At 59.6% G+C, this 14,690-nt stretch carries 16 protein-coding genes and 1 pseudogene; 2 read left to right on the forward strand and 15 right to left on the reverse strand.

Annotated elements, in window-relative coordinates:
* Positions 1 to 198 precede the first annotated feature (198 nt).
* Positions 199 to 837 (reverse strand): TetR/AcrR family transcriptional regulator, encoded by a 639-nt coding sequence (locus tag F8N21_RS20385; protein ID WP_150643823.1) that lies wholly within the window; start codon positions 835 to 837, stop codon positions 199 to 201.
* 78 nt (positions 838 to 915) lie between these two features.
* Between F8N21_RS20385 and F8N21_RS20390 the strand changes: the two genes are divergently transcribed.
* The gene (locus tag F8N21_RS20390; RefSeq protein WP_150643824.1) at positions 916 to 2,046 is read left to right on the forward strand and encodes an aminotransferase class V-fold PLP-dependent enzyme; all 1,131 of its coding nucleotides are present in this window, start codon (positions 916 to 918) and stop codon (positions 2,044 to 2,046) included.
* 407 nt (positions 2,047 to 2,453) lie between these two features.
* Here the strand turns inward: F8N21_RS20390 and F8N21_RS20395 are convergent, their stop codons facing one another.
* From F8N21_RS20395 to F8N21_RS20455, 13 genes and pseudogenes are all read right to left on the reverse strand, one after another.
* Positions 2,454 to 3,245 (reverse strand): TatD family hydrolase, encoded by a 792-nt coding sequence (locus F8N21_RS20395; RefSeq protein ID WP_150643825.1) that lies wholly within the window; start codon positions 3,243 to 3,245, stop codon positions 2,454 to 2,456.
* A gap of 11 nt (positions 3,246 to 3,256) precedes the next feature.
* Complete coding sequence (locus tag F8N21_RS20400) at positions 3,257 to 3,613, reverse strand: PilZ domain-containing protein (RefSeq protein WP_150643826.1); 357 nt, start codon at positions 3,611 to 3,613, stop codon at positions 3,257 to 3,259.
* Between the two features lie 85 nt (positions 3,614 to 3,698).
* Positions 3,699 to 4,685 carry a DNA polymerase III subunit delta' gene (locus F8N21_RS20405; protein WP_150643827.1) on the reverse strand — a complete coding sequence of 329 codons (987 nt, stop codon included), beginning with the start codon at positions 4,683 to 4,685 and terminating at the stop codon, positions 3,699 to 3,701.
* Positions 4,678 to 5,310, reverse strand: a complete 633-nt coding sequence (tmk, locus tag F8N21_RS20410; RefSeq protein ID WP_150643828.1) for a dTMP kinase — start codon at positions 5,308 to 5,310, stop codon at positions 4,678 to 4,680. Before tmk ends, F8N21_RS20405 begins: the two co-directional genes overlap by 8 nt.
* Positions 5,311 to 5,473: 163 nt before the next feature.
* Positions 5,474 to 6,709, reverse strand: a pseudogene (gene mltG / locus F8N21_RS20415) (endolytic transglycosylase MltG); the annotation flags it as partial.
* Between the two features lie 3 nt (positions 6,710 to 6,712).
* Entirely contained in the window at positions 6,713 to 7,528 is an 816-nt protein-coding gene (gene pabC, locus F8N21_RS20420) for an aminodeoxychorismate lyase (protein ID WP_150643830.1), read from the reverse strand.
* Complete coding sequence (fabF, locus tag F8N21_RS20425; RefSeq protein ID WP_150643831.1) at positions 7,528 to 8,772, reverse strand: beta-ketoacyl-ACP synthase II; 1,245 nt, start codon at positions 8,770 to 8,772, stop codon at positions 7,528 to 7,530. Before fabF ends, pabC begins: the two co-directional genes overlap by 1 nt.
* A gap of 110 nt (positions 8,773 to 8,882) precedes the next feature.
* Positions 8,883 to 9,119, reverse strand: a complete 237-nt coding sequence (acpP, locus tag F8N21_RS20430; protein WP_004371293.1) for an acyl carrier protein — start codon at positions 9,117 to 9,119, stop codon at positions 8,883 to 8,885.
* A 191-nt stretch (positions 9,120 to 9,310) separates the two neighbouring features.
* The gene (gene fabG / locus F8N21_RS20435) at positions 9,311 to 10,054 is read right to left on the reverse strand and encodes a 3-oxoacyl-ACP reductase FabG (protein ID WP_150643832.1); all 744 of its coding nucleotides are present in this window, start codon (positions 10,052 to 10,054) and stop codon (positions 9,311 to 9,313) included.
* Positions 10,055 to 10,071: 17 nt separating this feature from the next.
* Positions 10,072 to 11,010: an ACP S-malonyltransferase gene (gene fabD / locus F8N21_RS20440; RefSeq protein WP_150643833.1), complete on the reverse strand. Its 939-nt coding sequence runs from the start codon at positions 11,008 to 11,010 to the stop codon at positions 10,072 to 10,074.
* Positions 11,011 to 11,134: 124 nt separating this feature from the next.
* On the reverse strand, positions 11,135 to 12,145 hold the full coding sequence (gene plsX, locus F8N21_RS20445; protein WP_150643834.1) for a phosphate acyltransferase PlsX: 1,011 nt from the start codon (positions 12,143 to 12,145) through the stop codon (positions 11,135 to 11,137).
* A gap of 3 nt (positions 12,146 to 12,148) precedes the next feature.
* On the reverse strand, positions 12,149 to 12,331 hold the full coding sequence (gene rpmF, locus F8N21_RS20450; RefSeq protein ID WP_003442519.1) for a 50S ribosomal protein L32: 183 nt from the start codon (positions 12,329 to 12,331) through the stop codon (positions 12,149 to 12,151).
* Between the two features lie 13 nt (positions 12,332 to 12,344).
* A complete protein-coding gene (locus F8N21_RS20455) occupies positions 12,345 to 12,872 on the reverse strand; it encodes a YceD family protein (protein WP_008152342.1) in 528 nt (175 codons plus the stop codon).
* 105 nt (positions 12,873 to 12,977) lie between these two features.
* On the opposite strand from F8N21_RS20455, the gene F8N21_RS20460 reads away from it, so the two are divergent.
* Positions 12,978 to 13,556 (forward strand): Maf family protein, encoded by a 579-nt coding sequence (locus F8N21_RS20460; RefSeq protein ID WP_150643835.1) that lies wholly within the window; start codon positions 12,978 to 12,980, stop codon positions 13,554 to 13,556.
* A gap of 140 nt (positions 13,557 to 13,696) precedes the next feature.
* Here F8N21_RS20460 and sppA read toward each other — a convergent pair whose 3' ends face one another.
* Positions 13,697 to 14,686 carry a signal peptide peptidase SppA gene (gene sppA / locus F8N21_RS20465; RefSeq protein WP_150643836.1) on the reverse strand — a complete coding sequence of 330 codons (990 nt, stop codon included), beginning with the start codon at positions 14,684 to 14,686 and terminating at the stop codon, positions 13,697 to 13,699.
* Between the last annotated feature and the right edge of the window lie 4 nt (positions 14,687 to 14,690).

Consider the following 14,690-nt stretch of genomic DNA (forward strand, 5'->3'; position numbering starts at 1 on the left):
CAAGTCCCGCAACGCAGCCTGGCGCGATCACAGCTTCAACCCGTAGGGCCTAGCCCCTGCCGCCAATACCGTCGGCCCACAATTTCAGCGGGGCGACGGCGCGACTGTCAGTTATCGAGAACGCACCCTTAGCCTGAGTATATTACTGAGGTACTGCGCCATGCAGAGAAACATGGCGCAATAAGGCAACTGAATGACTCAGCTGCCGGGGGTGTCGGTATCGCGCTTGCGCTTGTTGCCCATGCGCACGCCGATATCCATCAGGAACTGGAAGAAACCTTCCTGATCTTCCAGCACATTGCTCCAGAACGGCGAGTGATACAGCGCAACGGCACCATGTACCAGCGCCCAGGCTGCGCAATAGTGGAAGTAAGGGGGGACGTCTTCGAGCTTGCCTTCGCTGATCCGGCCCTTGATCAGCAAGGTCAGACGTTCGAAGTTGGAGGCGCGGATCTTGTGCAGCTCCTCGACCATCTCCGGTACCTGATTGCCCTTGACCACCTTCTCTTCCAGGCGGTCGAACAGTCGGTAGCGCGCCGGATCGCGCATGCGGAATTCGAAGTAGGCCCGGGACAGGGCTTCCTTATCCTTGTCTACATCGGCAGAGTGCAACAGCTCGTTCAGGTCGCGCTCGTAGTCGAGCATCAGGCGCAGATAAATCTCCGCCTTGGACTTGAAATGCTTGTAGATGGTCCCTTTGCCGATACCGACGGCATCAGCGATCATCTCGACGGTGACGCTGTCTTCACCTTGTTCGAGGAACAGCTTGAGCGCGGTATCGAGAATTTCTTGCTCGCGGCGACGAAACTCACGGACCTTACGAGGTTCTTTCTGCATAAGAAAAGGTCTGTAGGGGTCAAAATCGAAGCCGCGTATTATGCCTAACTTGCGCCAAATTGCACGGATCATCCGACCATGTCTACGTTTCTTGATGAATTTGTACAGGCTCCGGGCCTGCGTTATTTGAATCATGCGGCCGTCGCGCCATGGCCAAATCGGGCCGCCGAGGCGGTCGCCCGTTTCGCCCGAGAGAACGTTTTGCTGGGCGCGCGGGACTATTCGGACTGGATGACCCTTGAGCAGCGCTTGCGCGAACGCCTGATGCGCCTGCTTAACGCTCCGTCGACTGATGACGTGGCGCTGGTCAAAAACACTTCGGAAGCGCTGTCTTTTGTCGCTTTCGGACTGGAATGGCAGGCCGGCGATCAGATTGTTATTAGTGACGAAGAATTTCCGTCCAATCGCATCGTCTGGGAAGCTCTGGCACCGCAAGGCGTGGAAGTGATCCAGGTCAGCCTCAAGGGTGAGGACCCGGAAAGTGCCCTGCTGGCCGCCTGCGGTCCGCGCACCCGGCTGATGTCAGTCAGTGCCGTGCAGTTCGCCAGCGGCCTGCGCCTGGACCTGCAGCGCCTGGGCGTCGGTTGTAAACGGCAGAACGTGCTGTTCTGTATTGATGCGATCCAGCAACTGGGCGCCCTGCCCTTTGATGTGCAGGCTTATCAATGCGATTTCGCCATGGCTGACGGCCATAAATGGCTCCTGGGGCCCGAAGGCCTGGGGGTGTTCTATTGCCGCAGCGAGTTGCGCGAACACCTGAAATTGCACGAATTTGGCTGGCACATGCTCGAGCACATGGGCGATTACAATCGCACTGGGTGGGAGCCGGCCAAAAGCGCGCGACGCTTCGAATGTGGCAGCCCGAACATGCTCGGGGCCATGGCGCTGGAAGCCAGCCTGTCGCTGCTCGAAGAAGTCGGCATGGAAGAAGTTGCCAGGCTCATTGCCGAACGCGTGCAATGGCTACAGGACGGCTTGAGTGCGATTCCCGGCGTGCAGCTGCACAGCCCGCTGAATCCAGCCCGGCGCGGCGGAATTTTCTCTTTCAGTATCGATGGCATCGATACTCATCTGGTCTACGAGCAACTCAAGCAACACCAGGTGGTGTGCATACCGCGCGGGCCTGGCATTCGCTTTTCCCCGCATTTCTATACAGAAAAGCGCGTGATCGACGAAACTCTGCAAATTGTGGCAGGCATTGCCGGGTAATGAGAACCCAACCGAAGCGCACGTATTCCAAATCTGTTTAAAAAACACGGGGGTCAGACTGGACTCGTAGCAATAGTGATCAATACTTGAACTGTCGGCGTGACATCTCCCCCAAGTGGCGCGCCGATGAAGGTACCAACGGACGGCGTATCTTTGTTTTACTCCTAATGGTCTTAACCCGGATTCACCCCCCAGAACCCGGGTTTTTTTTGCCTGGGATTTGACCCGGAACGTGGCTCCATACCTGTCAGTGGGCAATGAATTGTGGCGAGGGGGCTTGCCCCCGCTGGAGCGCGCAGCGGTCCCAATGCAGGCAACCGCATTGTGTCAGATGCAAAGGGTAAGCTGAATTTACGACTGCTTCGCAGCCGAGCGGGGGCAAGCCCCCTCGCCACAGGTCCATCTGCTCACACAGGCGCCATGACATGCGCCAACGGAAACAATCGCTTGAAGTTCTCGGTCGTTTGCTCGGCAAATCGCTCGTACGATTCCCCTCGCAACATCGCCAGAAACTCCGCGACATCGCGCACATACTGAGGCAGGTTCGGTTTGCCCCGATGGGGGATCGGCGCCAGGTACGGTGAATCGGTTTCCACCAGCAGACGATCGGCCGGTACTTGCCTGGCCACATCCCGCAAAGCATCGGCATTGCGGAAAGTGACAATACCGGACAGGGAAATATAGAAACCCAGGTCCAGTGCGGCCTTGGCCATTTCCCAGTCTTCGGTGAAGCAGTGCAGCACGCCAGCCTGGGGCAGCGCCGCCTCACGCAACAGCGCCAGGGTATCGGCGCGCGCGCCACGGGTATGCACGATGACCGGCTTGCCCGTCTGCCGCGCGGCTTGCAGATGCAGGCGAAAGGACTCCTGCTGCAGCTCGGCCGCCTCCGGTTCGTAGTGGTAGTCCAGGCCGGTTTCACCAATGGCCACGACCCGCGGATGGTTGAGCTCCTGCAGCAACCAGTCCAGCGCCGGGGCGGCGCCTGGCTGCACGTCGAGCGGATGGACGCCGACCGAGCAGTCGACATCGGCATAACGCTCGGCCAGCGCCTTGACGTCAGCCGCATTCTCGACGCTCACGCCGATACACAGAAAATGCCCGACCCCACGCTGGCGAGCCGCGTCGAGGGCAGCATCGAGGGATCCGGCATGTTCGGCGAGGTCGAGGCGATCAAGGTGACAATGGGAATCTACAAGCATAAAGGCTGCAACTACATCGTATGAGTGGGACGGCCGGACTGCAGGGCTCCGGCCAGATGGGTTTCGATTCTGCTGCGGGCGCTATTGTCGCCATCATTGAACTGCACGCCGACGCCGGCCACACGATTGCCCTGGGCACCGGTAGGGGTGATCCAGGTGACTTTGCCGGCAACCGGAATTTTTTCCGACTCATCCATCAGGCTCAACAGCATGAATACCTCATCCCCCAGCTTGTAGCTTTTGTGGGTCGGGATAAACAGGCCGCCGTTCTTGATGAAGGGCATGTAAGCCGCATAGAGCACCGACTTGTCCTTGATGGTCAGGGACAAGATGCCGTTGCGTGGACCCGGACTGACTACTTCGTTCATGCTGACCTCCGTAGCTGAATAGTTGATTGTAGGGTCTGTGGTGGCGAGCCGTCACCAAACGTCAACAGACCCTACGCTCGGTCGATCAGTGGCGGATAGGTAAACCTGACCACTGCACCAGCAACGCCTCGAGCAACAGCACCCGATTGAGGTTGGCCTTGTTCAACACCTTCTGACGCTGGGCAAGAATCCAGTCCTGGATATCCAGGACTTTATCCTGAGAAGACTTCTGCGCCAGGTATTGCACAACCTTGCGCATATCGCTCAAACCCAGGCCTGTTTCGTCCTGAGTGAGCTGGTAGCGCAGGATCAGGCTCGACCAATCGCAGAACCAGTCGAACACCAGCAGCAACGGGATGGCATTCCACCCCTCGGCCAACTGAGTCGGCGATTGCTGCTGCTTGAGCAATTTCTTCACCCCATCGACCACCAGCGCCCGTTGCTCACGCACACCCTGAGCCTGCAAGGTCACCGCGGCCAGCGGCGAGCCGGCGGCCAGCGTCAGCAATTCGATGCGTTCTTCTTCAGCGCAGTCGGGCAAGGTCTTGGCCAGCCACTCCAGGCTAATGGCTTCGCTCGGCAGCGGACACGCCTGCTGCACACAACGACTTTTCACCGTTGGCAACAAACGGCTTGGCTGATGACTGACCAGCAGCAATACGGTATCGCCGGAAGGCTCTTCAAGGCTTTTCAGCAAGGCGTTGGCGGCGTTGTTGTTCATCGACTCGGCCGGCTCGATCAGCACCACCTTGCGCCCACCCATCTGTGCGGTCTGTACCACGAAGCCGACCAGTTCACGGACCTGGTCGACCTTGATTGCCTTGTCCGCCTCTTCCGGCTCCAGAATGTAGTTATCCGGATGGCTGCCGGCCTTGAGCAGCATGCAGGATTTGCATTGCCCACAGGCGTCCAGCCCTTGCGGTTTCTGGCAGAGCAAGCGGGCCATCAAGCGTTCGGCCAGCGCGCGTTTGCCGATCCCGACCGGGCCGTGCAGCAGGTAAGCGTGGGCATGCCGGGCACGGCCGGCCAGTTGCTGCCAGAGACTGTCCTGCCAAGGGAAAGCCTCAGCCACGGTACAGCTCCAGCAATTGCGGAAGCAAGGCATCCAGCGACTGCTGGACCTGCGCCAGCGGCTGCGCGGCGTCCACCAGACGATAACGCGCCGGCTCAGCCTCGGCACGCTTCAGGTAAGCGCTGCGAACTGCGTCGAAGAACCGCCGGCCTTCCAGCTCGAAACGGTCCAGCCGGCCACGCGCACTGGCGCGGGCCAGGCCGACTTCAACCGGCAGGTCGAACACCAGAGTCAGGTGCGGGCGCAAATCACCCTGGACAAAGGCCTCCAGGGCGGCGATGCGCTCCAGCGACAAACCACGACCACCGCCTTGGTAGGCGTAGGTGGAATCGGTAAAGCGATCGCACAGGACCACCATGCCTTTGGCCAGCGCCGGGCGAATCACCTCAGCCAGGTGCTGGGCACGCGCGGCGAACACCAGCAGCAGTTCGGTATCGGCACACATGACTTCTTCGCCAGGGGTCAGCAGCACTTCCCGAATCCGCTCGGCCAAAGGGGTGCCGCCCGGCTCGCGGGTCAGCAACACTTCGATACCCTCGGCGCGCAAGCGCTCGGCCAGGTACTCGCGGTTAGTACTCTTACCGGCGCCTTCCGGTCCTTCCAGGGTAATAAACAGGCCAGTCACAGGCAGTCCTTAGTCAGATTCATTGCGGGCTTGGCGGCTCGGTCGCGTCTGGCGCGGGATCCGTGGCCGGTTGTTCCGGAGTCATTTCGGGAGTCGGCTCTGCAGGCTCTACAGGCTCTGCAGTCGGCTCCGGACTGGTTTCGGGAATCGGCTCTGGAGTCGGCTCCGGACTGGTTTCGGGAATCGGCTCTGGAGTCGGCTCCGGACTGGTTTCGGGAGTCGGCTCTGGAGTCGACTCCGGACTCGCTTCGGGAATCGGCTCTGGAGTCGACTCCGGACTCGCTTCGAGAGTCGGCTCTTGAGTCCGCTCTGGAGCGCTCTCGGCCGGCATTTCAGGCCGAGTCTCGGGTGCGGCCGGAGCGGTGGTCGGTGCCGGGCTGGATCGATAATCCGCGCGGCGTTTGAGCTGGAACTCACGCACGGCATTATTGTGCGCATCCAGGTCATCGGAGAATACGTGACTGCCATCACCGCGAGCGACAAAATACAAACTGCTGCCCGGCACCGGATTCAGCGCTGCATGGATCGCCTCGCGCCCCACCATGGCAATCGGTGTCGGTGGCAACCCGGCAATCATGTAGGTGTTGTAAGGGGTTTCCTCGCGCAGGTGGGCACGGGTCAGCTTGCCGTTATAACGCTCGCCCAGACCGTAGATCACGGTCGGATCGGTTTGCAGCAACATGCCGAGCTGCATGCGCCGCACAAAGACCCCGGCAATCTGCCCACGTTCTTGCGGCACGCCGGTTTCCTTTTCCACCAGCGAAGCCATGATCAGCGCCTGGTAGGGCTGAGTGTAAGGTGCGTCGGCAGCACGCTTGCTCCACTCTTTGGCGAGGACATCGTCCAGACGGGCGTAGGCTTTTGTCAGCAGCTCGGCGTCGGTCATGCCGCGGACGAAACGATAGGTGTCTGGAAAGAACCGTCCCTCCGGAAATACGCCCGCATGACCGAGCTTGTCCATCACTTCGCTGTCGCTCAAGCCGTTCAGGGTCTGCTCGAGTTTTTCCTGTTTGGCCAGGGCGGCCCGTACCTGACGGAAATTCCAGCCTTCGACCAGGGTCACGCTGTATTGCACCACTTCGCCGCGTTGCCAGACACCGATCAGGCCTTGGGCAGTCATGCCCGGCAACATGCGGTACTCACCACTGTGCAAGGGTTGTCCGGCCAGATTGAAGCGCCAATACACCCGCAACCAGAAAGCGTCCTTCAGGACCCCGTCGGCCTCCAGCCGATTGAAAGTCCCGCTCGGCGTCGATCCGGCGGGCACTTCAAGCAATTCCTCTTGCTTCAGATTGAGCGGCTGGTCCAGCGCCGAATTGACTTTCCAGGCCGAAGCGCCCAGCAGTAGCCCCGCCAGAACCAGTCCGGTTTCCAGCAGCACCAAGAATTTACGTCTCACGAATCAAGCATCCAATAGCGCGCGGGCAATGTCTTGCAGTTTACGGGTGAGCGGCCCAACCGGCCAGCTCAGTGCTGAATAGCCGCATACCGGCCAGACGCCATACACGCTGTTGCAGACGAAGACTTCGTCGGCCTGTTGCAACTGATCGAGACTGATGTCGGCCACTTCCACAGGAATGCCCAGTGACCTGGCCTGAAACAATAATTCAGCCCGCATCACCCCGGCAACGCCGCAGCGGCTCAAGTCGGGGGTGCGCAACACGCCATTGCGCAGCAGAAACAGATTGCTGAAAACCCCCTCGATCACCCGCCCGGAAACGTCCAGCATCAAGCCTTCGGCATACTCGGCAGCCTGCCATTCGGAGCGGGCGATAACCTGTTCCAGGCGGTTCAAATGCTTGAGCCCGGCGAGCAAGGGCTGCTCGCTCAGGCGCGTCGTACAGGGGAACAGGCGAATACCCTGCCGCCCATGGGCAGCAGGGTAAGCGGCAGGCGGACTGCCTTGCAGAATCCGTCGCGCCCGGGCAGCCGGATCGGCGGCATAACCGCGCAGGCTGTCGCCGCGGGTGAGGATCAGCTTGAGCACCCCCTCCCCCATGGCAGCGGCATAGGCCAACAGCTCGCTGCGGACCTGGGTCTGGTCCGCAGCAATCGCCAGCCGTGAACATCCCTCGGCCAGGCGCTGCAGGTGCCGCTCCAGCAGTAACGGCTGTCCGCCCTTGACCGCGATAGTCTCGAACAAACCATCGCCATAGGCCAGGCCCCGGTCTTTTAGCGACAGAGCGTCAGCCGGCTGACCGTCGACCCAGCTGAGCATCACTCGGCGAACCGGCGGAACACCAGCGAGCCGTTGGTGCCACCAAAGCCGAACGAGTTGGACAGCACTACATCGATGGCCATGTTTCGTGCCTCATGAGGTACGAAGTCGAGGTCGCAGCCTTCGTCCGGCTCATCCAGGTTGATGGTCGGCGGAGCCACCTGGCTGTTGATCGCCAGCACGCTGAAGATCGCCTCGATCGCGCCTGCCGCACCCAACAGGTGACCGGTCATGGACTTGGTCGAACTGACCGCCATTTTGTAGGCGTGCTCGCCAAACACCGACTTGATCGCCTGGACTTCCGCCAGATCACCGGCCGAAGTCGAGGTGCCGTGGGCGTTGATGTACTGCACGTCCTCGACATTCAGCCGCGCATCACGCATCGCATTGGCGATGCAACGGGCCGCGCCTGCGCCATCGGCTGGCGGTGAGGTCATGTGGTAAGCGTCGCCACTCATGCCAAAGCCGATCAGCTCGGCATAAATGGTCGCGCCGCGTGCCTTGGCGTGCTCCAGCTCTTCGAGCACCAGGGCTCCGGCGCCGTCGGAGAGGACGAAGCCGTCACGGCCCTTGTCCCATGGACGGCTGGCCCGCGCTGGCTCGTCATTGCGCGTCGATAGCGCACGAGCGGCACCAAAACCGCCCATACCGAGGCCACAGGCGGCCATTTCGGCGCCGCCGGCAATCATCACATCGGCTTCGCCGTAGGCAATGTTGCGGGCTGCCATGCCGATGCAGTGCGTACCGGTGGTACAGGCAGTCGAAATGGCGTAGTTAGGTCCCTGGGTACCCAGATGGATAGACAGGAAACCGGAAATCATATTGATGATCGAGCCTGGCACGAAGAACGGCGAAATCCGTCGCGGGCCTTGCTCGTGCAACGTGCGACTGGTCTCTTCGATATTGGTCAGACCGCCAATGCCCGAACCGATGGCCACGCCAATGCGTTCACGGTTGGCATCGGTCACTTCCAGGCCGGCGTTGCGTACCGCCTGAAAGCCTGCCGCCAGACCGTATTGAATGAACAGGTCGAGTTTGCGAGCTTCCTTGACCGACAGGTATTCCTCGACATTGAAGCCCTTTACCGAGCCGCCAAAGCGGGTGGAATAGGCAGAAAGGTCGGTGTGTTCGATCAGACCAATGCCACTGCGGCCAGCCAGAATGCCCTGCCAACTGCTCGGTACATCCGTACCCAGTGGCGACAACATACCCATACCGGTGACTACGACGCGTCTACGCGACACAGCACTCTCCTTTTTCTAATGACGACACTTTGCATCAGGCCTAAAGAAAAAACCGCACGCCATGATGGCAGTGCGGTTTTTCCATGACAGCAAGCAACGACTACAAACAATTACGCCTGATGGCTGGTAACGTAGTCGATTGCAGCTTGTACAGTAGTGATCTTCTCAGCTTCTTCGTCAGGGATTTCGGTCTCGAATTCCTCTTCCAGAGCCATCACCAGCTCAACGGTGTCAAGGGAGTCGGCACCCAGGTCTTCTACGAAGGAAGCGCTGTTGGTCACTTCTTCTTCTTTAACGCCCAGTTGCTCAGCAACGATTTTCTTGACGCGCTCTTCGATGGTGCTCATACCTTGTTTTCACTCCTAATGGACAAATTCAGGCAGCTGGCCAGTGGGTAAGTGTATAGAAAGGCTTTTCAGTTTTTCAACTGAAAGCTTCACTCCTCTAACCCGATCGACCCTTTGCCTATAAATAGATTGCAGCTTTATAACGGATTTTAGACAGCTCGTATTACATTTTTTTGAATCAATCCGTCACATTAACTCATGTACATCCCGCCGTTCACCGGGATTGTAGCCCCAGTAACGTAAGCCGCACCGTCCGAAGCCAAAAAAGCGACCACTTGCGCGATCTCTTGAGCTTGTCCCAGACGGCCCAGCGGAATTTGCGTCAGCAAGGCTTCCCGCTGTGTCTCAGGCAATTCGCGGGTCATATCGGTATCGATGAACCCAGGGGCCACCGAGTTTACCGTAATCGACCGCGAACCGACTTCACGGGCCAGAGCGCGACTGAAACCTTCCAGTCCTGCCTTGGCGGCTGCGTAGTTTACTTGGCCTGCGTTGCCCATGGCACCCACAACAGAACCAATACTGATAATTCGGCCCCAGCGAGCCTTGGTCATGCCCCGCAGAACGCCTTTGGACAGGCGGAACAGACTATTCAAATTGGTATCGACGACATCATGCCATTCGTCGTCTTTCATGCGCATCATCAGATTATCGCGGGTGATACCGGCATTATTGACCAAAATCGCCGGCGCACCGAACTGGGCCTGAATGCTCGCCAACACAGCAGCGACAGACTCGTCGCTGGTGACATTGAGTTCCAGGCCAGTGCCTTGGATACCATTTTCTTTCAGGGTCGCGGCGATACGCTCGGCACCCGAAGCGGAAGTCGCTGTGCCGATGACGATAGCACCCAAACGCCCCAATTCAAGAGCGATGGCTTGACCAATACCGCGACTGGCACCAGTAACCAGTGCAACTTTCCCTTGCAGACTCATGCAGGCTTCTCCTAATTTCAGACCAGCGCCGCACGAGCGGCAGCGAAGGCATCCGGGGTATTCAGGTTAGAGGTCGACACGCCTTCGGCGCAGCGCTTGTTCAGGCCCGCAAGGACTTTGCCAGGGCCGCACTCGACCAGCGCAGTGGCACCGTTGACCGCCAGGTACTGGACGGACTCGACCCAACGCACAGGCTTGTAGAGCTGCTCGAGCAGATCACGGGTGAGTGTATCCAGATCCGTCGCCACATTGGCGCTGACGTTCTGCACCAACGGGATCTGCGGCGCCTGCCAGTCGATTGCGGCAACTGCCTCGGCGAAACGCTCGGCAGCCGGACGCATCAACTCGCAATGGGATGGCACGCTGACTGGCAACGGCATCGCACGCTTGGCACCGCGCCCCTTGCAACCTTCGATGGCGCGCTCGACAGCCGCCTTGGCCCCGGCGATCACCACCTGGCCCGGCGAGTTGAAGTTGACCGCACTGACCACTTCGCCTTGCGCCGCGTCGGCACAGGCCGCCAACACTTGCGCATCGTCCAGACCGAGAATAGCGGCCATGCCGCCTTGCCCGGCCGGAACCGCTTCTTGCATCAACTGACCGCGACGCTCTACCAGCTTCACCGCATCGCCCAGGCTCAGGCTGCCCGCAGCCACCAGGGCGCTGTATTCGCCAAGACTGTGGCCCGCGACATAGGCCGGGCGTGCACCGCCCTCAGCCAGCCACAGACGCCACAAGGCGATCGATGCGGTCAGAATGGCCGGCTGGGTTTTATCGGTTTGATTGAGTTGCTCTTCCGGCCCCTGCTGGGTCAGCGCCCACAGGTCATAACCCAGGGCATCGGAAGCTTCTTTGAATGTTTCAAGGATCAATGGGTATTGCGCGCCCAACTCGGCCAACATGCCGAGGGACTGCGAGCCCTGCCCTGGAAAGACGAATGCGAGGGAAGCAGACATGTAACAAGCCCCTAATGATCTTGTCGTCGGAGAATTGACGTCCCAATAAGGGACACAAGAAACTGACAGTTGGATGACAGATTGAACCGAACGGTCACATTTAAGCATTGTCGAACGAAAACGCCTAAAGCAACAGATCCTCGAGACGACCGTGCAAGCGCTCCGGCAGGTTTTCCTGGATCTCGATCAAGGCTCGCTGGATGGCGCTCTGGAAACCCTGCACCCCGGCCGAGCCATGGCTTTTCACGACAATACCCTGCAAGCCGAGAAAGCTTGCACCGTTGTGCCGCGCCGGCGCCAGTTCGGCCCGCAAGCGGCGCATAAACGGCAACGCCAGGGCGCCGACCATTCGCGATGCCAGATTTTGCTTGAACAACGCTTCGATCCGCGTGGCAATCATGGTCGCCAGACCTTCGCTGGACTTGAGCAGGATATTGCCGACAAACCCATCGCAGACCACAACGTCAGCCTCGCCCCGGTACACCCCGTCACCCTCGACAAAGCCGATGTAGTTCAGGCCACGGGCATTCTGCAGCAGCGTGGCTGCGAGCTTGACCTGCTGGTTACCCTTGATGTCTTCGGTGCCGATATTCAGCAAGGCCACCCGTGGGCGAACAACGCCCAGCGCCTCGGCCGCCACCGAACCCATGACGGCAAATTGCAGCAGGTGTTCGGCACTGCAATCGACGTTCGCCCCCAGGTCGAGTAACTGACAGAAGCCGCGCTGGGTGGGAATAGCCGCCACCATCGCTGGCCGGTCGATACCTGGCAGGGTTTTGAGCATATAACGCGACAACGCCATCAGCGCACCGGTATTGCCGGCACTGACGCACGCCTGGACCTTGCCATCGCGCAGCAGCCCCAGGGCCACGCGCATCGACGAGTCCGGCTTGCCACGCAACGCCTGCGAGGGCTTTTCGTCCATGCCAATGACTTCGGCGGCCGGCACGATATTCAGGCGCGCGCGATCCACAGCCGGCTGACTGGCAATCAATTCTTCTAAAAGGGAGGGTTGACCGACGAGGGTCAGGTGCAACGAGGGCGTAGCGGACAGGCAAGCAAGACTGGCCTGAACAATGCTGCGGGGACCGAAGTCCCCGCCCATTGCGTCAATCGCGATGACTTGAGCGGACAAGGATTACTCGTCAGCGCCTTTGTCGATCACTTTACGGCCACGGTATACGCCTTCTGGCGATACGTGGTGACGCAGGTGAATTTCACCGGTGGTTTTTTCTACAGACAGAGTGCTAGCCGAGAGAGCATCGTGGGAACGACGCATGTCACGGGCAGAGCGGGATTTTTTGTTCTGCTGAACAGCCATAATTGATTAACTCCTAAACGTTTGGGTCACGCTTTAACTGCGCCAATACACTGAACGGGTTGGACCGCGTTACCTCGTCCTCGCTCGGTTCGGGCTCATCGAGACCCGCCGGCTGCTGGCATTCTTCCGGATGATGAGCAGGCACAATGGGCAAGGCGAGCAAAAGCTCCTCCTCGATCAGTGACTGCAGATCCAAAGGATCTTCGCCCAGTTCCAGCACGTCATAACCTTTCGGCAACGACTGGGTATTCGCACCCTCTTTCACCACAGCATAACTGCATTCGCTGTGGATCGGCAGGGTGACCAGCTCAAGACAACGCTGGCAAACCATTTTGACCTCGGTGTCGATAAAGCTGTGGATAACCACAGATTTACGTTCATCTCGTTCAAAAACGAATTTAGCCTGCACCGTACCGACGGTGTCGGAAAGCGGGTCGCAGAGTCTCTCCAAATCGGCCAGCAGCATTTCACCTTGAAGGGTGGTGCCACGATCAGCCAATTTGCGCGGGTCAACGTGAGGTGGAATCGGGTCATTCAACATAGGCGCAGCATTATAGGGATGCCCCCGGCCATGTCAAAGGAAATTCAGCCCTGTCCGTCACTTGCAAGCCTCGCTAGAATTCGCAGCCTACCTCAGGAGAGCTGCATGCTGCCTTTATTACTCGCTTCAAGCTCGGTTTATCGCCGGGAATTACTGGCTCGCCTGCAGCTTGCGTTTACCTGCAGCTCACCGGATATCGACGAAAGCCACCGCCCTGGCGAGCAGGCCATCGACCTGGTCAAACGCCTGGCCAAAGAGAAAGCCCAGGCCCTGGCCGGCAGCCACCCCGCGCACCTGATCATCGGCTCCGACCAGGTTGCCGTGCTCGACGGCCGGCTCATCGGCAAACCCCACACCTTCGAGAAAGCCCGCGAGCAGCTGTTGGCGGCCAGCGGCGCCAGCGTGACCTTCCTGACCGGGCTGGCACTGCTCAACAGCCAGAACGGCCACTGCCAGGTCGACTGCATCCCTTTCACCGTGCACATGCGCCCGCTCGAGCTCGCTCGCATCGAACGCTACCTGCGCGCTGAACAGCCCTACGACTGCGCTGGCAGCTTCAAGGCCGAAGGCCTGGGGGTGAGCCTGTTTCAAAGCACCGAAGGCCCGGACGCCACCAGCCTGATCGGCCTGCCGCTGATTCGCCTGGTGGATATGCTGCTGGCTGAGGGTGTGCAGATCCCTTGAATATCAAAAGATCGCAGCCTGCGGCAGCTCCTACAAAAGCACATACGCAAATCCCCCTGTAGGAGCTGCCGCAGGCTGCGATCTTTTGACCTTAAAAAAAACCGGCCGCGAAGGCCGGTTTTTTTCATACCGTGCGCGAGTCAGCGCAATGCCGGCCCTTGAAAGCCCATCCACATTGCCATTTGCTGGGCAATGCTGGCGCCGAGCTTTTTCGAGAAGCGATCGAGCGGCGACTCCTCGATAGTGAAGTCCACCAGCTCTTTCTCGCCGATCACATCCCGCGCCACCGAACTGGCACTGCCCAGGCCATCGATCAGGCCCAGCTGCAGCGCCTGCTCACCGGACCACACCAGGCCCGAGAACAGTTCTGGATGCTCCTTGTCCTTGAGCCGGTCGCCACGGCCTTGCTTGACGCTGGCGATGAACTGGCGATGGGTGGTATCCAGCACGCTCTGCCAGAATTGGGTTTCTTCAGGCTTTTGCGGCTGGAACGGATCGAGGAACGACTTGTGCTCGCCCGAGGTATAGGTCCGACGCTCGACACCCAGCTTCTCCATGGTACCGACAAATCCGTAACCGGCCGCCGTCACGCCGATGGAGCCGACCAGACTCGCCTTGTCCGCGTAAATCTGATCCGCGGCACTGGCGATGTAATACGCACCGGAAGCCCCCAGATCGGAGATCACTGCGTAAACCTTGGTCTGCGGATGCAGGCCGCGCAAACGACGGATCTCGTCATAGACATAACCCGATTGCACCGGACTGCCGCCTGGACTGTTGATCCGCAGCACCACGCCCTTGACCTTTTTATCTTCGAAAGCCGCTCGCAAGCTGCCGACAATGTTGTCGGCGCTGGCCGGTTCCTTGTCGGCAATCACCCCAGTCACTTCGATCAATGCCGTATAGCCCGGACCGCGGGTCGCGCTCTTTTCCATATCCATCAACGGAGTGAACAGCAACAACGCGACCAACAGGTAAACGAACGTCAGCAGTTTGAAGAAAATCCCCCAGCGCCGCGACCGCCGCTGCTCCTGAACCCCGGCCAGCAGGGTCTTTTCCAGCAGCTTCCAGCTTTTATCGTCAACACCTTCAGCGCTGGCTTTACTCGGCGCTTTCCACTGATCGGCCATGCCA

This window comes from Pseudomonas fluorescens (assembly GCF_902497895.1).
In the GTDB taxonomy this organism is placed as follows: Bacteria; Pseudomonadota; Gammaproteobacteria; order Pseudomonadales; family Pseudomonadaceae; genus Aquipseudomonas; species Aquipseudomonas fluorescens_BP.